The following is an 18,650-nucleotide window of genomic DNA, read 5'->3' as shown; positions in this document are numbered from 1 at the left end:
CGTGGTGCCGGAGCTGACGAGCGCGCTGTAAGCGTTCGGCAGGCGCGGTGTTGCGCCACATTGCGCCACATTGCGCCACATTGCGCCGTATTGAAGTGACGCTGCGGGGGCGTTCCCTCCGCAGCCGATCCGCATGGGGAGATGCGCGCCCGGCAGCCGGGTGCGCTCGATGTCCTCATGCGAATCGGTCGACCAGAACAACAAGAATCCCGGCATTCGCCGCCATCCGCAGGCAATCGGAATCCGCATGCGGAATCCCCTTGGAGGAATGACATGAGTTATCAGGCCCCGATCAAGGACATGCAGTTCGTCATGAACGAACTGGCGGACCTGTCGAATATCTCGAAGCTGCCGGGTTACGAGGACGCCTCGCCCGAGCTCGCGCAGGCCGTGCTCGAAGAGGCGGCCCGCTTCAATCAGGAAGTGCTCGCGCCGCTGAACGTTGTCGGCGATCAGCAGCCGAGCACGTGGAAGGACGGTGTCGTCACCACCACGCCAGGCTTCAAGGAGGCGTTTCGCCAGTTTTCGGAAGCCGGCTGGCAAGGCGTGCTGCATCCGCAGGAGTTCGGCGGGCAGGGGCTGCCCAAGCTGGTCGCCACGCCGTGCACCGAGATGCTCAACGCCGCGAACCTCTCGTTCGCCCTGTGCCCGCTGCTGACCGATGGCGCCGTCGAAGCGCTGCTCACCGCGGGCAGCGAGGCGCAACGCGCGCTGTACGTCCCCAGGCTGCTCTCGGGCGAGTGGACCGGCACGATGAACCTCACCGAGCCGCAGGCCGGCTCGGACCTCGCTCTGGTGCGCACACGCGCCGAGCGCGCGGCCGACGGCACGTATCGTATCTTCGGCACGAAGATCTTCATCACGTTCGGTGAGCACGACATGGCGGAGAACATCGTCCACCTCGTGCTGGCGCGCACCCCCGATGCGCCGCCGGGCGTGAAGGGCATTTCGCTGTTCATCGTGCCGAAGTTCAATGTGGACGCCGACGGCAAGCTCGGTGCACGCAACGACGTGCATTGCGTTTCGATCGAACACAAGCTCGGCATCAAGGCGAGCCCGACGGCGGTGCTGCAATTCGGCGACAACGGCGGCGCGACGGGCTATCTCGTCGGCGAAGAGAATCGCGGTCTCGAGTACATGTTCATCATGATGAACGCCGCGCGGTTCGCGGTGGGCATGCAAGGCGTGGCGGTGGCCGAGCGCGCCTATCAGCATGCCGTGGCATATGCGCGCGATCGCGTGCAGAGCCGGCCGGTCGATGGTTCCTCGCGCGACGCCGTCACGATCATCCATCACCCCGACGTCAAGCGCATGCTCATGACGATGCGCGCACTCACCGAAGGCGCCCGCGCGCTCGCCTACGTCGCGGCCGCGCAAGCCGACATCGCACACCACGCGACGGATGCGGCCGCAGCCAAGCGCGCGCAGGCGGTCTACGAATTTCTCGTGCCGATCGTCAAGGGCTGGAGCACGGAGATGTCGCTGGAGGTCACGAGCCTTGGCGTGCAAGTGCACGGCGGCATGGGCTTCATCGAGGAGACGGGCGCCGCGCAGTACTATCGCGACGCACGCATTCTGCCGATCTACGAAGGCACCACGGCCATTCAGGCCAACGATCTGATCGGCCGCAAGACGCTGCGTGACGGCGGTGCGGTAGCGCGCGCGCTGTGCGAACAGATTGCCGCGACGGAAAGCGAGCTGCGCGCGGCGGGCGGTGTCGCGCAGTCGGTGGCCGATCGTCTCGCGAAGGGGCGCGAAGCGTTGTCGGGCGTGGTCGACTACGTCGTGGCGAACACACAGGACAATGCGAATGCGGTATTCGCGGGCAGTGTGCCGTACCTCAAGCTTGCGGGCATCGTGCTCTGCGGCTGGCAGATGGGCCGCGCGCTGCTGGCCGCGCAGAAACTGCGCGATCAGGATCCGTCGTTCTACGACGCAAAGATCGGCACGGCGCGCTTTTTCGCCGACCATATCCTCACGCAGGCGCCGGGCCTCGCGCAGTCCATCAGCGAGGGCGCCGATTCGGCGCTGTCGCTGAGCGAGGCGCAGTTCTGAGCGGCGTGGAGCCGTTTCGCCGGCACGAAGAAAAAAGCAGCCTTCGGGCTGCTTTTTCGTTTGCGTGTGAGAGACAACGGCGCACACCGCCGATGAAATCGTGGACGAAAAAAAACGGCACTGCGTGTGCAGTGCCGTGTATTGGATCCCCGCCTCAGCCGCTAAGCCGGCATCCTGAACCGTGAGGTTCAAGGTGGTCGCGGTTAGTAGCGCATCGGGTTCATCAGACAAAGTGACGCTCACGCCAGCACTACAAACTTCCGCAACCTGCAACAGATCATTGGTTCAAGGAATCTATGACTTTCGCGAACCAGGCAGGGAAAACTAACCTTTCGAACCGGACGGCGGCGTGGGCTTTCAGCTTTGATACTGATCGATCACTGCGCTCAGCCGTTCGTTCATGCGTTGCATTCTACTCTGAATTTCCTCGGCGGGGAATGCTTGTCCGGCGGCAATACTCTTTTCCAGCGCAAGCAATTCGGATGCCAGGCTCAACGCTGCCATGACGGCAATCCGGTCCGTGCCGCGCACGCTGCTTTGCGCGCGCACCTTGCTCATTTCGGCATCGACGCGCGAGACCGCGGCGAGCAGATCGGCCTCGTGTTCCGGCGGGCAGGCGAGGCGATAGGACTGTTCCAGGATGTTGACTTCGAGCTGCTTGATGGTCATGCGTTTTCTCCACCGGGGGTGCCGAGCAGGTCCATCTGTCCCTCAGCGGGATTCTGGGTCGGGAGCTTTTCCAGAATGGCGTTCAGGCGGACCTGGGCCTCGTCGATCTTGGCCGCGAGCTGGTCGCGCTGCACACGCAGGGCGTCGCGCTCCGCGCGCAACTGCTCGAGCGAGGCGCGCGTCTCGTCGCATTCCGCACGGGTGCGCTCGAGTTCGGCGAGCAGGGCCTGATTGTGTTGATGGAAACGTTGGCTTATCACAACCAACTGTTCGATTTTGTCGGTGATATTGTCGAGATCGGTGAGCATCGGGCTGCGTCCTCTTGATTGCCCTACATTCTAACGGAATCGGCGGCCAATGCCCGACGAACGAGCATTGACGCTCGTTCGAATGGCCCCTACACTTGCGGCACTTCGGTGCTCGCGCACGCCCCCCCGGTGTGCGCAGTTAAACGGGAAACAGGGAGCCGCGTCCCCCACACGGGCTGGCCAACCTGTGCTGCCCCCGCAACGGTAAGTCATCCTTTCGGTCCGAAAGGTTTCCGAAAACGCGCTTCGCCTCCATCGCCACTGCAGGCTATCGCCTGTGGGAAGGCCGGTCAGGCGCGACGATGACCAGCCCGGATACCGGCCGCAAGTGAGTGGGGAAAGCCATGCCGCCCGGCGCAGCCGCCCGGCGTCTGTCGTCGTTTTCATGGGTCGATGCTTCGCATCCGTGACGTGTCACCGGCGCTCCCCTTGCGCCGGCGGCCCGCGGGGGAACGGGCCTGGGCAATAAGAAAACTACGGAAGTCACACCAGACCATGCGCACCCACGTTCGTGCGACGGCGCCGCTCGCGCCTGCCTTTGCTCGCCCCGCTGCGACGCGCTTCGCTCCCTTGCCCCATCGTCTCGCCCTGGCCTGCGCCATGCTGCTCGCAAGCGCGGGTGCCCAGGCACAGGCGGCCCAGACCGCGCCGGCGGCCGCCGCCGTCACTGCCGCCGGCCCGCTCGTGCTCGCCGACAACACCACATCGGCCCAACTGAACGCCACCGTCGTGACGGCTTCGCGCACCGAGCAGAAACTCGCCGACACGCTGGCCGCCACGTCGGTCATCACGCGCGAGGACATCGAGCAAAGCCAGGCGCCGGACCTGCCCACGCTGCTGCGCGGCCAGGCAGGCGTGGAACTGGTGCAGAACGGCGGCTTCGGCACGGCGGCCACGATTTCCATGCGCGGCGCGGCCTCGAACTCGTCGCTGGTGCTGATCGACGGGGTGCCGGTCAACTCTGCCACGTTGGGCACCACCAATATTTCGCAGATCCCGACCTCGCAGATCGACCACATCGAAATCGTGCGCGGCAACGTCTCGGCGCTCTACGGCTCGCAGGCCGTGGGCGGCGTGATCCAGATCTTCACGCGCAAGGGCGACGGCGGTCCGCCGCGGGCCCACGCCGAGGTGGGCTACGGCACGAACAACACCACACAGGCGAATGCCGGCGTGGCCGGATCGTTCGACGACGGCAAGACGCGCTTCTCGCTGGACGTCTCGCGCTTTCACACCAATGGCATCTCGGCCATGGACCCGCGCCAGAACCGGAACGCCAACCCCAACCGCAACGGCGACGACAACACGAGCGTCACGGCCTCGCTCTCGCGCAAGCTCGGCGACACCTGGGAAGTGGGCGCGCGTCTGCTCCAGAGCGACGGCAGCTACAGCTATGACAGCAACTTCGGCAAGCCGACCGATCTGAACGACACCGACACGCGCGTGCGGCAGGTCTCGGCCTACGCGAAGGGCAACGTCACGGACAAGTGGAGCACGCGCTTTGCGGTGACGCAGGGCGACGACTACAGCTACAACTACCTGAACGGCAAGGGCAACGGCAACTTCCACACGTCGAGCAACCAGATCGACTGGGCCAACGAATACGCCTTCATGCCGGACCAGAAACTGATCGCCGGCTACACACGGCTCGAGCAGACGGTCGACAGCAACACCCGGTACAACCGGAACAACCGGCATCTCGACTCGGGCTACCTCGGCTACGAAGGCACGTTCGGCAAGCATCAGTTCCAGGCCAACGTGCGCCGCGACCAGTACTCCGACTTTGGCGGGGCGAACAGCTATTGGGTCGGTTATGGCTACAACCTGACCGAGCGCTGGAAGTTCCTCGCCAACGCGTCGGACGGCTTCCGCGCGCCGACCTTCAACGAGCTGTTCTACCCGGGCTACGGCAATCCGAACCTGCAACCGGAGCGTTCGATCTCCAAGGAGCTCGGCGTGCAGTTCAACGGCGGGGGCGATCTCGGCCTTGTCAAGCTCGTGGGCTTCCAGACGAACTACACGAACCTGATCCAGTCCCTGCCGGTCTCGCCGTACACGGCCTCCAACGTGGCGAAGGCGCGCGTCGAAGGGCTGGAGCTGACCTACACCGGCCGGCCGGTCTTCGGCGTCGATGTGCGAGCGTCGTTCACGCGCCAGAATCCGACCGATCTCGACGCGGACAAGCAGCTCGCACGCCGCGCCAGGCAATTCGGCTCGATCGCGCTGTCGAAGACGTTTTTCGACCGGCTGACCGTGGGCGGCGATGTGTTCTACAGCGGCGAGCGTTACGATACGGGTGGCCAGCATCTCGGCGCCTACACGCTTGTGAATCTGCAGGCGCGTTACAAAATCGACAAGTCCTGGTACGTCTCGACGCATCTGGACAACGTCTTCAACAAGAACTACCAGACGGCCTATGGCTACAACACTCTCGGGCGCGCGATCTACGTGTCGCTCGGCTGGACGCAGTTCTGACGGCGCCATGAGCGCAGGCGGCGCCGCATGACGCTGCGCCGCGCCCTCGCCATCTGGACGGGACTCGCCTGCGCGGTGCTGGCCGTGCTCGCGGCGTCGCTCATGCTCGGCAGCGTGCCCGTCTCGCTGCACGAACTGGGCACGCTGATGCTGGGCCGCGACGCCGGCCTCGCGGGCGACGTCGTCTGGCGTCTGCGCCTGCCGCGTGCGCTCGCCGCGTTTGCCTGCGGCGGCCTGCTGGCGGTGGCGGGCACGCTGATGCAGACGCTTCTGCGCAATCCGCTGGCCGATCCCTACGTGCTCGGCATTTCGGGCGGCGCGGCCGTCGCAGCGCTCGCCGCGCTGGCCCTGATGTTGCCGTTCTTCTGGGTGCAGGCGAGCGCCTTCGTGGGCGCGCTCGCCGCCATTGCACTCGTCATGGCGCTTTCCCACCGCAGCTTCCTGCGCCCCGGCGAGCACGACAGCAGCGCGCGGCTGCTTCTCACCGGCGTGATGATGGCCGCCGGCTTCGGCGCGCTCGCCACGCTCATCCTGACGCTCGCACCCGATGCGAGCCTGCGTGGCATGCTGTTCTGGCTCACGGGCGATCTGAACGGCGCCGACCGCGCGTGGGCGCCGCTTGCCGTACTGGCCGTCACGCTGCTCATCGTCTGCCCGGTGGCGCATCGCCTGAACGTGCTGCTGCGCGGCGAGGCGGTCGCGCAGGCCGTCGGCGTGGCCGTCGGCCCGTTGCGCTCGCGCGTGTATCTGGCGGCCTCGCTGGCCACGGCGGTCGCCGTCACCACGGCCGGCAGTATCGGCTTCGTCGGCCTCGTCGTGCCGCACATCCTGCGCCTGCGCTTTGGCAACGACCAGCGCATGCTGCTGCCCGCCGCGGCGCTGGCGGGCGGCGCGCTGCTGATGCTGGCCGATCTGGTGGCGCGCACCGTGATCGCCCCCACGCAATTGCCGGTAGGCGTGATCACGGCGATGCTCGGCGTGCCGGTGTTCCTGTGGCTCCTGTCGCGGCGGGTGATCCGATGAGCGCGCCATTGCTGCAGACGCATGCGCTCACGCTGCACGCAGGCGAGCGTGTGCTCGTCGACTGGCTCGATCTGCGCGTCGCGCCGGGCGAGTGCTGGTGTCTGGCCGGACCGAACGGCGCGGGCAAGACGACGCTGCTCGGCACGCTCGCCGGGCTGCGCGCGCTCGACGGCCAGCGGGCGGCCGGCGCGAGCGGGGCGGCCGGCGCCGAAGGCATCGCCGGCAGCGGGCGCGTGGAGATCGGCGGCAAGCCGCTGGCGCAATGGCGCCCGGCGCCGCTCGCTCGCGTGCGCGCGCTGATGCCGCAACAGTCGCGCGACGCGTTTGGCGCCACGGCGCTCGAAGTCGTGCTCGCGGGCCGGCATCCGTATCTGACGCGCGGGCGCTGGGGCGCCTGGGAGTCCGATGGCGACGTCGCGGCCGCGCTCGCAGCGCTGGCGCACGTCGGGCTCGAGGATTTCGCACAGCGCGACGTGACCACGCTCTCTGGCGGCGAGCGTCAGCGCGTGTCGCTTGCCGCCGTGCTGGCGCAGGCCACGCCGCTGCTGCTGCTCGACGAGCCGGTGTCGCACCTCGATCTCCACCACCAGATCGACGCGCTGGCGCTGCTCGCGAACTACGCGAGCCATTCCGGCCACGGCGGCCAGCCCGATGCCGCCGTCGTCTTCTCGTGCCACGACCTGAATCTCGCGCGGCGTTTCGCCACGCACGCGCTATTGCTCGACGGCCGGGGCGGCTGGCGTGCCGGGCCTGCGCACGACGTCCTCTCGGCCGAGCATTGCAGCGAAGCGCTCGGTTACCCGCTGCGCCTCATTCGCGACGGTGACGACGAGGCCCTCGTGCCCGTGCGCCGGGGCTGACCGTATGCACGCCGCACGCGCCCACGTCGTCTCCCTTTCACGGACGCCGCTGCGCGTCGGGCCGCGCGCGGCCCCTCTTTCTCTTCACAGGTACTGTCGATGACCCAAGACCTCCCGCCATCTCCGAACGACGCCGACGAGGACGGCCGCAACGAGCGCCACCGCGCGCGCATGGCGCGCAAGAAGACGATCATCGACGACAGGATCGCCCAGGCGCAACGCGACTGCGGCGTGATCGTCGTCACCACCGGCAACGGCAAGGGCAAGTCCAGCTCGGGCTTCGGCATGGTGATCCGCGCGATGGGGCATGGCATGAAGACCGGCGTCGTACAGTTCATCAAGGGCGCGATCCCTACGGGCGAGGAGAAATTCCTGCGGCGCTTTCCCGAAGAATGCGAATTTCACGTGATGGGCGAAGGCTACACCTGGGAGACGCAGGACCGCTCGCGCGACATCGCCAAGGCGCAGGCCGCCTGGGAGCAGGCGCGCCGCATGCTGCGCGATCCGTCGTTCGGACTGGTGTTGTTCGACGAGCTCAACATCGCGCTCAAGCTCGGCTATCTCGACGTGGACGCGGTCGTGGCCGATCTGCGGGCGCGGCCCGGGATGCAGCACGTGGTGATCACCGGGCGCGGCGCCCCGCAGGCGCTCATCGACGCGGCCAACACCGTGACCGACATGACGCCGGTCAAGCACGCGTTCGCGCAGGGTATCCGCGCGCAGAACGGCGTGGAAATGTAATGCCCGATCGTTCCCATGGGCCTGGCGTCGGTCAATCGATCGACCGATCCACCGATCCACCGATTCAGGAAGTTTCAGCATGACGGCATCCAGCGCAACGCCGCGCCCCGCATTCACCGACTCGCTGCGCCCCCTGCTCGCCGAGCTGTTCGACGTGGCCGCACCGTGCCCATCGATGGACGGCGCGCTGCAGCACGCCATCGACATCAAGACCAAGCCGCCCGGCAGCCTGGGCGCACTCGAGCGCGTGGCGCACCAGGTCGGTCGCATTCAGCAGAGCGCGACACCCGGGCTCGCGCGTCCCGCCATGCTCGTTTTCGCGGGCGACCACGGCATCGTCGCGGCGGGCGTGAGTCCGTATCCGCAGGCGGTGACCGCCCAAATGGTGCTCAATTTCCTGCGTGGCGGGGCGGCGATCAACGTCTTCTGCCGCACGCACGGCATCGAACTCGAAGTCGTCAACGCAGGCGTGGCGGCCGATTTTCCGCCGCACCCGGCGCTCGTCGACATGCCGATCGCGCGCGGCACCCGGAACTTCCTCGACGGCCCGGCGATGACGCGCGAACAACTGGAGGCCGCGCTCTCGGCCGGCGCCGCGCGGGTCGCGCTGCACGCCTCGCGCGGCACGCGCATGATCGGCTTCGGCGAGATGGGCATTGGCAACACCTCGTCGGCCGCCTGCCTGATGCAGCGGCTCACCGGGCTGCCGCTCGCCGCCTGTGTCGGGCGCGGCACCGGTGTGGACGACGCCGGCCTTGCGCACAAGACGCGGGTGCTCGAGCGCGCCCTGGCCGCGCACCCCGCCACGGGCGAGCGCGCGGATCCGCTCGCCACGCTCGCGACCTTCGGCGGCTTCGAGATCGCGATGATGACGGGCGCTTATCTCGCGGCGGCGAAGCTCGGGCTCGTCATCGTGGTGGACGGGTTCATCAGCACGGCCGCGCTGCTCGTTGCGTCGCGCCTGGCGCCCGCCGTGCCCGAGTACTGCGTGTTCGCGCATGCGTCCGACGAGACCGGCCATCGCGCCATGCTCGACGCCCTGAACGCGAAGCCGCTCCTGGCGCTCGGCCTGCGGCTGGGCGAGGGCACCGGCGCCGCACTGGCCATGCCGTTGGTCCAGGCCGCCGCCGCGTTCCTGCGCGAGATGGCGACGTTCGAAGGCGCGGGTGTGAGCGAGCGCGAGGCGCCGGCATCATGAGCGAGACGCCTCCGCACGCCTCCCGCCGCGGCGACTCCGACGTCTGCCCCCGCGCCTGCCCCGGCATGCACGCACCGTCGCACACGCCGACGACGCATGGCGATGCCGCGCGCCCGGAGGTGTTGTCCACGCCCTGCGCGCAAGACCCGGCATTCAAGCGATTCACCGGATGCCGGGGGCAGTGGCGCCTCTTCCTGACGGCGCTCGGCTTTTTCACTCGCGTGCCGATTCCGGCGTGGGTGGGCTACTCGCCCGAGCAACTGAGCGCCGCGACGCGCTATTTCCCGCTCGTGGGCGTCTTCGTCGGGGCCGTCGCAGCGCTGCTCACCGTCGCCATGGGCTGCCTGTGGTCGCCCGCGCTCGCCATCGCGCTGGGCCTTGCCGCCAGCGTTTTGCTGACCGGTGCTTTCCACGAGGACGGATTGGCCGATTCGGTCGATGCGTTCGGCGGTGCGTTCGCGCGCGAGCGCGTGCTGGAGATCATGCACGACTCGCGCATCGGCACGTATGGCGCTGTCGCGCTCTGGCTCGCGCTCGCGATCAAGTGGCAGGCGCTCGTCGACATTCAGCGCGCCGCCGGCTGGAGCGGCTTCGCCGTCGTGCTGATCGGCGCCCATGCGGCGAGCCGCTGCATGGCGATCAGTCTGTTGCGCACGCTCGACTACGTGCGCGGCGAGGGCAAGGCCAAGCCGATCGCGCAACGGCTCGGCATGCAAGACCTGGTCTTCGGCGTGGCGTGCAGTGTGCCGTGGGGCGTGTGGCCGGACTGGCGCGCGGGCGTGACGGGCGCGCTCGTGCTGATCGCGGTGCGCGCCGGTTTCGTCCGTTACCTGCACCGCCGGCTGGGCGGCTACACCGGCGACACGCTCGGCTTCGCGCAACAGCTCGGCGAGCTCGCGTTGTATCTCACGGTGTGCGCGTGGATCTGATCCTGATGCGGCATCCGCCGCCGAGCGTCGCGCCGAACGTCTGCTACGGCCGCACGGACCTCGATGTCGACCCCTCGCGCTTCGACGCCGCCGTCGCCTCCATGCAGGCGCGGCTGACGGCGTTGCTCGACGGCCGTCGCCCGACGGCGGTTCACAGCAGCCCGCTGCGGCGTGCGCGACGCGCGGCCGAAGGTATCGCGGCATCGTTCGCGCTGCCGGTGACCGAGGACGCGCGGCTGGCCGAAATGCACTTCGGGGCGTGGGAGATGCAACCGTGGGCGGCCATCGACCGTAATGCCCTGGAAGACTGGGCGCGCAACGTCGCGACGTTTGCGCCGCCGGGCGGCGAGTCGGCGCGCGACGTCGTGCTGCGCATGGATGCGTGGGCGAGGGCGATCGCGCGTACCGCGAGCGCCGCGAGTGCCATGGGTGCCATGAGTGCCATGAGTGTCGTGAGCGACGAAGCAGTGCACGTTGCCGTGACGCACGCGGGCCCGATCCGTTTGCACGTCGCCACGGCGCTGCAAATGCCGAGCACCGCGTGCCTGCCATGGACGCTCGACTTCGGTGGCATCTGTCATCTGCATGTCGCCCGCGACGGCCGCGCGCGGCTGATTCACTGGAACGCCTGAGGCGCCACGCGCGTTGCCGGGCGCGAGTTCAGCGCGCGGCGGCTGGTGTACGCCGCGAGCGCGCCACGTCGAGGTCTTCGCACATTACGCGGGCGCCGTCGAGAATACGCGGTCCCGGACGGTTGATGAGATCGCCGTCGATGCCGAACAGGTTGTTGTGCGCCACGGCCGGCAGTTGCGGCCACTTGCGCCAGGTGTCGAGCGTCGCGAGCGGCTTGTCGGACTGCGTCGCGCCCGGCGTTGCGGTGAACATGGCCTCGGGACGCTTGGCGAGCACGGCCTCGACCGACACGCGCGGCACGAGCGGCGCTTCGTCTGCGAACACGTTCACGCCGCCGCACAGGCGGATCACGTCGCTCACCATGTGCGTGCCGTTGAGCGTCATGAGCGGCTGCGTCCATACCTGATAGAACACCGTGACGGGCGCCCGCGACGCGTATTGCCTGCGCAGCGCTTCATAGCGCGCGCGAAACGCGTCGGCCGACGCGTGCGCCTTCGCGGGCGTGCCGGCCAGCGTGCCGATGCGCTCGATGGCGTCGGGCAGGTCGGTCAGATGCTTCGGCTCCGAGTAGAACACCGGCAGCTTGAGCTGCCGCAGCGCTTCGACCTGGCGGTGCGAGTTGCCATGCATCCACACGACCAGCAGGTCCGGCTTGAGCGCGAGAATGCGCTCCAGATCGAGCGCGCTGTTGTCGCCCACGCGCGGGATGCGCCGCGCCGCCTCAGGGTAGTCGGAATACGCCACAGCGCCTACGACCCGATCGCCGGCGCCGGCCGCGAACAGCAACTCGGTCGCGTGCGGCGCGAGGCTCACGATGCGCTGCGCAGGCGCCGCCAGCGTGACCGTGGCGCCCGTGTCGTCCGTGACGGCGATGGCCGCCTGGGCGCCCGGCGCGATGGCCGCGGCGGCAAGCGTGAACAGGCCGGCGCCGAGCCAAGCGCGAAGGGAGGGGAAGGTCGGGAAGGAGGGCCGGGCACGGATTTTGGGCGATGTCGACACGGATGGGGAACAGCGGACGAGAATGGACGAAGTCATGCGAGGCAAAGTAAGGCAAAACCCACGGCGCCCGCGCGCTGCATGAGCGAGGCGGCCGCCGATGGACGCGCGGACTCGCCATTCTCGATGGCTTGCGTCGTGCGGGCAAGGGGGCTGTGCCGTGCGTGGCGACGAACCGATGCCGCGCCATGGGTGTCGAATGCTGCGTGACGGAGAGCACATGCCGTTGGACCGGGTTCACGGCGGCGCCGTCCCCACGAAAACCAAGGAGTCGTACTCGTGAAGCAGAAATTCGCAATGGCGGGCGCGCTGGCGCTAGCGCTGGTGACAATGCTCGGCGCGTGCGCCGCCCCCGACGACCGGGGCGGTGCGAGCGCGGGAGCCGGCGCCGGCAGCAGCAAAGTGCAGGCCTATGGTGTGATCGACGGCGGCGTCACGCTGGTGAAGTGAGTCCTGACCGAAGCGGGGCCCCGTGTATGAGTCCGCAGCAAGCGAGCCCCATCGTGGTGAGCCCACCGTAGCGAGTCCACCGTAGTGAGTCCACCGTAGTGAGTCCACCGTAAACGACTGCGCCCCCTGACTCCGTCGAGTGCAGGGGGCGTAGTCACGTTCAGGCGCGGCGGGAGCACGCCTTTTGAACCGCGCGGCAGGGCGATGCGGGGATTCGACGCGTACCTCGCTACGCGCGTTGCGGACCGAAGTCCACAGCGGCGCGGCTCCGCCGCTTGGCGGCGTCAGTTCGAGGCCGGTGCCGGTGCCGCCGGGGTGGTTGCGCCCGCGTCGGAAGCCGGAGCGCTCATGGCGCCGCCGGCTGCCGGTGCCGACGCCGACGAGTCGGCGGCCGGTGCGGCCGATTGGTCTTCCTTCTTCGAGCAGCCCACCGTCACGACGGCGGCGGTCAGAAGCGTAGCAAGCATCAGAGGCAGTTTTTTCATTTGGTCGTCCTTTTATGTAGGAAAAGCCGTGCGAAGAACCTTCAGTCTAACGGTGCGCTTCCGTGATGACTGTGTGCAGTTGTTGCAAAAATGCTTCAATTTGTAACGAAAATGGTGCTAAACGCTCGTTTCCTAATACCGGGTAAGCGACCGGTGTCGACATGCCGGCCTCCGTGGACGTCGGCACGACGAACTCGTTGGATGACGTGCGCGTGTGCCGGTTCCCAAACGCATCATGCGGTTTGGCAGGCGCGCAGTGCGACCGTCAATCGCTGCCAGTCGACCTCGTTGCCCGGCAGGCCGAGCCGTAGGCTGGGCAGGCGCTGCGTCCCGCCACCCGGCTGTGTGAGCGGCCTGTCGTCGAAAAGCCGCGTCCAGATGCCTTGCCGAGCCAGCGCTTCGTGCCATTGCGCCGCCGCGGCGTGCGGTGTCCAGGCGAAGAGCGGCGTGCCCACGGCGGGCCATCCGGCCGCGCGCAGCAGCGTCAGCAGTCGCTGTCCGTCCCGAACGAGCCGTTCCCGGGCGAGGGTCTGCCACGCGGTGTCGAGCAATGCCGTTCGGACGGCGAACCGCGCCGGACCGCTGACCGTCCACGCACCGAGGCTCGCCCCCAGGCGCGCGGCCATCCCCGCCGGGCACAGCGCGAAACCGGCGCGCACACCCGCCAGACCGAAGAACTTCCCGACGGAGCGCAGCACGCAAAGTCCCGGCTCGCCGACGCGCGGCGCCATGCTCGCTTGCGGCGAGACGTCGGCGAACGCCTCGTCGACGATCAACAGCCCGTCGCGGTCGGCCAGCGCGGCCCGCCATTGTGACAAGGTCTCGCGCGGCACATGCCGCGTCGTCGGATTGTCCGGATTGACCCACACCAGATAGTCCGCGTCCGGCAACCCTGCCTCGGGGCCCTGCCACGACACCAGCGTGTGGCCCGCGCGCGCGAAGGCCGGGGCGTATTCACTGTAGGTGAGCGCAGCGATGGCGACCCGCCCCGGCCGCAGCAAGGCGGGCAGCGCCCGGATAACGGCCTGCGAGCCTGCGCAAGGTACGACCGTGCTGGCGGGTACCCCGTAATGGCGAGCGGCAACGTCCACGAGGTCGTCGCAGGCGTCGGGCAGGTCGCGCCAGACGCTCGCGGGCGGCATCGGCACGGGATAGCCGTTCGGATTGATGCCGGTCGACAGGTCGAGCCAGTCCTCGCGAGCGCGACCGTAGCGAATGACGGCCTCGCCGAGGTTGCCGCCGTGGCGCGCAGCGGTCGGTCGCAAGACGTCATCGGCCAGCGGCGCGGCCGGCACGATGGAAGCCCCGGTCATTGCGCTCACACTCACACCATGCCGACGGGCAGGGCGTCGGCCTGCGACGCGGCGAACAGCGCAAGCGCGCCGCAGACGACGAGCCACATCCACATCGAACGCGAGACGAGGCACCACGCCGCCCTGATGTGTTGCGCCGAAGGTTGCGTGCCGCACCCCAGTTCGGGCCGCGTCTCCCATTCCCCCTGATAGCGCGCCGGGCCGCCCAGTTGCACGCCGAGACTGCCGGCGCCGGCCGCCATGACCGGGCCGGCGTTCGGGCTGGACCAGGCCTTGGCCTGCGTGCGCCAGCACGCGATGGCGCGCGGCACGTCGCCGAAGACCGCGTAGCTCGCCGCCGTCAGACGCGCCGGAACCCAGTTGAGCAGATCGTCGATGCGGGCGGCGGGCCGGCCGAAATACAGGAACTTGTCGGTGCGATAGCCCCACATGGCGTCGAGCGTATTGGCCAGACGAAAGAGCACCACGCCCGGCGCGCCCGCGATCGCGAACCAGAACAGCGCGCCGAAGATCGCGTCGTTGCCGTTCTCGAGCGTCGACTCGACAGCCGCGCGGGCAATGTCGGACGCACTCGCGTCCTCGGTGTCGCGCGAGACGATGCGCGCGGTGAGCGCACGCGCTTGCGGCAGGTCGCCGTCGCGCAACGCGCGCGCGATGGGCATCACGTGCTCGCGCAGGCTGCGCGCGCCGAGCGCCGCATACAGCGCGAGCGCCTGCCAGATGATGCCGCTCCAGCCCGGCAGCCACGTCAGCGCCCAGGCCAGCAGTACGGGCGCCAGGAGCATGATGGCCCACGCCCAGGCGCCGCGCACCATCGCGCTGAACGGCTTGTCGCGCGTCGACTCGGTGTTGAGCCATGCCTCCACGCCGTTGGCGACATGACCGAAGCCCACGAGCGGATGCCAGCGGCGCGGCTCGCCGAGCCAGGCGTCGAGCAGCACGCCGATCAGCGCGGCGAGCCAGAGCGATTCGGGAGCGAGTCCGGTGAGCATCGGCGATTATCCTTTGATGGCCATCGGCAGGCCGGCGACGACCAGGCGCACCCGCGGGGCGAGCGCGGCGACGCGCTGGTTCAGGCGCCCGAGTTCGTCCACGTAGCGGCGCGTGAGCGCCCCCATCGGGATCACCCCCATGCCGATCTCGTTGCTGACGACGACGGTCTTGCCGGGCAGGGCCGCGAGCGTTTGCGCGAGCGATTCGACAGCCGCCTGCCATTGCGCATCGTCGGCGGGGCCGTCCGGTTGATCGTCCGGCGGGCAAAGCCAACCCGCGAGCCACAGCGGCAGACAGTCGACGAGCACGCAGCGGCCGTCGCGGGCGAGCTCGCGCAGGGCGCCGGCCAGGTCGCGGCCCACCTCGACACTCGTCCAGTGCGCCGGGCGGCGCGCGCGATGGTGGGCAATGCGCGCACGCATCTCGGGCTCGTCGCTCACGGCTGCCGTGGCGAGATAGGTAACGGGCAGGCCGCTTTGCTCGGCGAGGCGCTCGGCAAACGCGCTCTTGCCCGAGCGGGCGCCGCCCAGCACGAAGGTCAGGTCGGGGACACTCATGGGCGATATTGTACGAGCGCCCGATGCGATAATCCGCGCCATGAGTGAAATCCCTGTCAATTTCGCAACGTCCTCGCGCGCGCGTCGCGGCGCCCTGATGATCCAGGGCACGTCCTCGGACGCCGGCAAGAGCACGCTAGTCGCCGGTCTGTGCCGGTTGCTCCATCGCGAGGGCGTTCGCGTGGCGCCGTTCAAGCCGCAGAACATGGCGCTCAACAGCGCGGTGACGGCGGACGGCGGCGAGATCGGACGTGCGCAGGCGTTGCAGGCCCAGGCGGCCGGCATCGCGCCGCACACCGACTTCAATCCGGTGCTGCTCAAGCCGAGCAGCGATCGCGGCGCGCAGGTCATCATTGGCGGCAAGGTCGTGGCCGATCTCGACGCACGCGCCTATCACGAGTACAAGCCGCGGGCGATGGCCGCCGTGCTCGCGGCCTACGAGCGTCTGCGCGCGAGCTACGACGCCGTGCTTGTCGAAGGCGCGGGCAGCCCGGCGGAGGTGAACCTGCGGGCGCGCGACATCGCGAACATGGGTTTCGCCGAAGCGGTCGACGCGCCCGTGCTGCTCGTGGCCGACATCGACCGCGGCGGTGTCTTCGCGCAACTCGTGGGCACGCTCGCATGTCTTTCGCACAGCGAGCGCGCCCGTATCGAGGGCTTCGTCATCAATCGCTTTCGCGGCGACCCGTCGCTGCTCACGAGCGGCCTCGAATGGCTCGAAGCGCGCACGGGCATTCCCGTGCTCGGCGTGCTGCCTTATCTGCATGGCCTGCATCTGGACGGCGAAGACATGCTGCCCCGCGAGCGCCATGCGGCGGCAGCAAGCGGCGAGGCGCGCCTGCGCGTGGCGGTGCCGGCGCTGCCACGCATTAGCAATCACACCGACTTCGACGCATTGCGCGCCCATCCGCAGGTCGATTTTCGTTATGTTGCGGCGGGGCAGGCATGGCCGGCGTCCGATCTCGTGGTCCTGCCCGGCAGCAAGCACGTCCGCGCCGACCTCGCGTGGCTGCGCGCGCAGGGGTGGGAGACGGCGATCGCGCGACACCTTCGCTACGGCGGCAAGCTACTTGGCATATGCGGCGGGCTGCAGATGCTCGGCGAGGCGATTCACGATCCGCTCGGGCTCGAGGGCGAGGCCGGCACCACGCCCGGGCTGGGATGGCTCGACATCGAAACGACGATGGCGCCGCACAAGCAGTTGCGCCTGGCGAGCGGGCACCTTGCCGTGGACGGGCTCGGGGGCGGGGCGGCGAAGGTGCCGGTCAAGGGGTACGAAATTCACATGGGCGTGACGCGCGGCGCGGCACTGGCGCGTCCGGCCGTGTGGCTGGACGCCGGCGCGGCGGACGGGGCGCGCTCGGCCGACGGCCAGGTGATGGGCACGTACCTGCATGGGCTGTTCGATACGCCGCAGGCGCTCCACGCGCTTCTCGCATGGGCCGGGGCGCCCGATCTCGCCATGCAGGACTACGATGCATTGCGCGAGGCGTCGCTCGAGCGGCTCGCCGATTCGATGGCCGCGCATCTGGACCTGGACCGCGTTTGGGCCTGCCTGCGCTGAGCGCAGGTGGGCGGCGGGTGCCAGGGTCTCGCGGCGGGTTGTCATCCGGCCGTTGTAAGATTGGCGGCAAATGACCTCGGGGAGTCCGTAATGCCGGTGATCGTGGTAGCGAATCCAAAAGGCGGCGTGGGCAAAAGCACGCTGGCAACGAACCTGGCCGGGTATCTGGCGGCGCAAGGCCATGCCGTGATGCTCGGCGATACGGACCGCCAACAGTCCTCGCGGGCGTGGCTCGGTCTGCGGCCCCCCGGCTTGCGGCCGATTGCCGCGTGGGAGGTGGATCACAACGACGTCGCCCGGCCGCCCAAGGGCACCACGCATGCGGTGCTCGATACGCCGGCAGGCCTGCACGGCAAGCGGCTCGACACCATTCTGCGGCTCGCCAACTACGTGCTGGTGCCGCTGCAGCCCTCCATCTTCGACATTCTGGCCACGCGCGACTTCCTGCACAAGCTCGGCGAGGAGAAGGCCGTGCGACAGGGCGACGTGCGCATCGGCGTGGTGGGCATGCGCGTGGACGCGCGCACCCGGGCTGCCGACCAGCTCGCGCGCTACTGCGACGAGGCGGGCCTGCCGGTGCTGGGCATGCTGCGCGACACGCAGAACTACGTGCAACTGGCCGCCCATGGCCTCACGCTGTGGGACGTCGCGCCCGGACGGGTGGAGCGCGACCTGCCGCAGTGGGACGGCATTACGGCATTCGTGTCGAAGTAAGCGCATCGCGCGGGCTGCGTCCGGCGTACCGATAGCCGCCGTCGTCAAACGCCAAACGACAAACGCCAAACGCCAAACGCCAAACGCCAAAAAGGGGCCCCGCGGGCCCCTTCGTCAGTGCGTGCGCAAGGTGGCGCTAGGTGGCGCAAGATGATGCCAGGGGGGGGCAATAGCGGCGCCCCGTGCGATGCGCGCGATGCGATGCCGGTTACTTCGCGGCGGCCGCCTCGAACGCGCGCGTCTCTTCCCACGCTTGCAGCGGCACGTGATCACGCTCGCCTTTTTGCACGTTCTTCTCGTCGACGAACACCAGCTTCGGCTTGAAGCCGGCCTGCACTTCCTTTTCCTCGACCTGCGCATACGACACGATGATCACGATGTCGCCGAGCTGCGCACGGCGGGCGGCCGCGCCATTGAGCGAGATCATGCCGCTGCCGCGCTCGCCGCGGATGGCATAGGTCGTGAAGCGCTCACCGTTGTTGACGTTGAAGATGTCGATTTGCTCATTTTCGACAAGGCCCGAGGCTTCGAGCAGGTTCTCGTCGATCGCGCACGAGCCTTCGTAATGCAGTTCGCAATGCGTTACGGTGGCGCGGTGGATCTTCGACTTGAGCATGGTGCGGTACATGGCGTGCCTCTTGTGTTGCGATGTCGCGCATGCCGCGCGACGAGAGATGCGCGCGTGAT

General features: G+C 68.6%; 20 protein-coding genes, 1 other RNA gene and 1 riboswitch. Of the genes, 11 read left to right on the top strand and 10 right to left on the bottom strand.

Annotated elements, in window-relative coordinates; all coding sequences use genetic code 11:
• On the bottom strand, positions 1 to 249 hold a 249-nt coding region (locus PNO31109_RS22055), incomplete at its 3' end, for a hypothetical protein (protein ID WP_217433187.1).
• A gap of 24 nt (positions 250 to 273) precedes the next feature.
• On the opposite strand from PNO31109_RS22055, the gene PNO31109_RS15380 reads away from it, so the two are divergent.
• Positions 274 to 2,055 carry an acyl-CoA dehydrogenase gene (locus tag PNO31109_RS15380; protein ID WP_150556328.1) on the top strand — a complete coding sequence of 594 codons (1,782 nt, stop codon included), beginning with the start codon at positions 274 to 276 and terminating at the stop codon, positions 2,053 to 2,055.
• Between the two features lie 142 nt (positions 2,056 to 2,197).
• Here the strand turns inward: PNO31109_RS15380 and ssrS are convergent.
• From ssrS to PNO31109_RS15365, 3 genes are all read right to left on the bottom strand, one after another.
• A non-coding RNA gene (ssrS, locus tag PNO31109_RS15375) (6S RNA) lies at positions 2,198 to 2,379 on the bottom strand.
• A gap of 33 nt (positions 2,380 to 2,412) precedes the next feature.
• Positions 2,413 to 2,724 (bottom strand): cell division protein ZapA, encoded by a 312-nt coding sequence (locus PNO31109_RS15370; RefSeq protein ID WP_150556327.1) that lies wholly within the window; start codon positions 2,722 to 2,724, stop codon positions 2,413 to 2,415.
• Positions 2,721 to 3,032, bottom strand: a complete 312-nt coding sequence (locus PNO31109_RS15365) for an ATPase (protein ID WP_150556326.1) — start codon at positions 3,030 to 3,032, stop codon at positions 2,721 to 2,723. Before PNO31109_RS15365 ends, PNO31109_RS15370 begins: the two co-directional genes overlap by 4 nt.
• Before the next feature lie 89 nt (positions 3,033 to 3,121).
• Positions 3,122 to 3,373: riboswitch (cobalamin riboswitch) on the top strand.
• Positions 3,374 to 3,632: 259 nt separating this feature from the next.
• On the opposite strand from PNO31109_RS15365, the gene PNO31109_RS15360 reads away from it, so the two are divergent.
• The 7 genes from PNO31109_RS15360 (at position 3,633) to PNO31109_RS15330 (ending at position 10,890) form a co-directional block, all read left to right on the top strand.
• Positions 3,633 to 5,507, top strand: coding sequence for a TonB-dependent receptor plug domain-containing protein (locus PNO31109_RS15360; protein WP_370750355.1), 1,875 nt, complete (start codon positions 3,633 to 3,635; stop codon positions 5,505 to 5,507).
• A gap of 27 nt (positions 5,508 to 5,534) precedes the next feature.
• Positions 5,535 to 6,530 (top strand): FecCD family ABC transporter permease, encoded by a 996-nt coding sequence (locus tag PNO31109_RS15355; protein WP_150556324.1) that lies wholly within the window; start codon positions 5,535 to 5,537, stop codon positions 6,528 to 6,530.
• Positions 6,527 to 7,390, top strand: coding sequence for an ABC transporter ATP-binding protein (locus PNO31109_RS15350; protein WP_150556323.1), 864 nt, complete (start codon positions 6,527 to 6,529; stop codon positions 7,388 to 7,390). The genes PNO31109_RS15355 and PNO31109_RS15350 overlap by 4 nt, the downstream gene beginning before the upstream one ends.
• 99 nt (positions 7,391 to 7,489) lie before the next feature.
• Entirely contained in the window at positions 7,490 to 8,131 is a 642-nt protein-coding gene (gene cobO / locus PNO31109_RS15345; protein WP_150556322.1) for a cob(I)yrinic acid a,c-diamide adenosyltransferase, read from the top strand.
• Positions 8,132 to 8,210: 79 nt separating this feature from the next.
• Complete coding sequence (gene cobT / locus PNO31109_RS15340) at positions 8,211 to 9,329, top strand: nicotinate-nucleotide--dimethylbenzimidazole phosphoribosyltransferase (RefSeq protein ID WP_150556321.1); 1,119 nt, start codon at positions 8,211 to 8,213, stop codon at positions 9,327 to 9,329.
• Positions 9,326 to 10,258, top strand: coding sequence for an adenosylcobinamide-GDP ribazoletransferase (locus PNO31109_RS15335; protein WP_241014147.1), 933 nt, complete (start codon positions 9,326 to 9,328; stop codon positions 10,256 to 10,258). Before cobT ends, PNO31109_RS15335 begins: the two co-directional genes overlap by 4 nt.
• Positions 10,249 to 10,890: a histidine phosphatase family protein gene (locus PNO31109_RS15330; RefSeq protein ID WP_150556320.1), complete on the top strand. Its 642-nt coding sequence runs from the start codon at positions 10,249 to 10,251 to the stop codon at positions 10,888 to 10,890. Before PNO31109_RS15335 ends, PNO31109_RS15330 begins: the two co-directional genes overlap by 10 nt.
• 28 nt (positions 10,891 to 10,918) lie before the next feature.
• On the opposite strand, the gene PNO31109_RS15325 is transcribed toward PNO31109_RS15330, so the two are convergent.
• Entirely contained in the window at positions 10,919 to 11,890 is a 972-nt protein-coding gene (locus PNO31109_RS15325) for a cobalamin-binding protein (RefSeq protein WP_244958183.1), read from the bottom strand.
• 276 nt (positions 11,891 to 12,166) lie between these two features.
• On the opposite strand from PNO31109_RS15325, the gene PNO31109_RS21980 reads away from it, so the two are divergent.
• On the top strand, positions 12,167 to 12,337 hold the full coding sequence (locus PNO31109_RS21980) for a hypothetical protein (RefSeq protein ID WP_174966419.1): 171 nt from the start codon (positions 12,167 to 12,169) through the stop codon (positions 12,335 to 12,337).
• A gap of 284 nt (positions 12,338 to 12,621) precedes the next feature.
• Here the strand turns inward: PNO31109_RS21980 and PNO31109_RS15320 are convergent, their stop codons facing one another.
• The 4 genes from PNO31109_RS15320 to cobU form a co-directional block, all read right to left on the bottom strand.
• Positions 12,622 to 12,822 (bottom strand): hypothetical protein, encoded by a 201-nt coding sequence (locus tag PNO31109_RS15320; protein ID WP_150556318.1) that lies wholly within the window; start codon positions 12,820 to 12,822, stop codon positions 12,622 to 12,624.
• Positions 12,823 to 13,055: 233 nt separating this feature from the next.
• The gene (gene cobD, locus PNO31109_RS15315; RefSeq protein WP_150556317.1) at positions 13,056 to 14,135 is read right to left on the bottom strand and encodes a threonine-phosphate decarboxylase CobD; all 1,080 of its coding nucleotides are present in this window, start codon (positions 14,133 to 14,135) and stop codon (positions 13,056 to 13,058) included.
• An 11-nt stretch (positions 14,136 to 14,146) separates the two neighbouring features.
• Positions 14,147 to 15,127 carry an adenosylcobinamide-phosphate synthase CbiB gene (gene cbiB, locus PNO31109_RS15310; protein WP_150556316.1) on the bottom strand — a complete coding sequence of 327 codons (981 nt, stop codon included), beginning with the start codon at positions 15,125 to 15,127 and terminating at the stop codon, positions 14,147 to 14,149.
• Positions 15,128 to 15,133: 6 nt separating this feature from the next.
• Positions 15,134 to 15,685: a bifunctional adenosylcobinamide kinase/adenosylcobinamide-phosphate guanylyltransferase gene (gene cobU, locus PNO31109_RS15305; RefSeq protein WP_150556315.1), complete on the bottom strand. Its 552-nt coding sequence runs from the start codon at positions 15,683 to 15,685 to the stop codon at positions 15,134 to 15,136.
• A 40-nt stretch (positions 15,686 to 15,725) separates the two neighbouring features.
• Here cobU and PNO31109_RS15300 point away from each other — a divergent pair, with 40 nt between their 5' ends.
• On the top strand, positions 15,726 to 17,249 hold the full coding sequence (locus PNO31109_RS15300; RefSeq protein ID WP_241014149.1) for a cobyric acid synthase: 1,524 nt from the start codon (positions 15,726 to 15,728) through the stop codon (positions 17,247 to 17,249).
• Between the two features lie 90 nt (positions 17,250 to 17,339).
• Positions 17,340 to 17,963: a nucleotide-binding protein gene (locus tag PNO31109_RS15295; RefSeq protein ID WP_150556314.1), complete on the top strand. Its 624-nt coding sequence runs from the start codon at positions 17,340 to 17,342 to the stop codon at positions 17,961 to 17,963.
• A gap of 208 nt (positions 17,964 to 18,171) precedes the next feature.
• Here PNO31109_RS15295 and panD read toward each other — a convergent pair whose 3' ends face one another.
• The gene (gene panD, locus PNO31109_RS15290) at positions 18,172 to 18,591 is read right to left on the bottom strand and encodes an aspartate 1-decarboxylase (protein ID WP_150556313.1); all 420 of its coding nucleotides are present in this window, start codon (positions 18,589 to 18,591) and stop codon (positions 18,172 to 18,174) included.
• Positions 18,592 to 18,650 lie beyond the last annotated feature (59 nt).

This window comes from Pandoraea nosoerga, from assembly GCF_902459585.1.
GTDB classification, from domain to species: domain Bacteria; phylum Pseudomonadota; class Gammaproteobacteria; order Burkholderiales; family Burkholderiaceae; genus Pandoraea; species Pandoraea nosoerga.
Note: the sequence above shows the minus strand (reverse complement) of the source record. Positions and strands in the feature narration are given on the sequence as shown.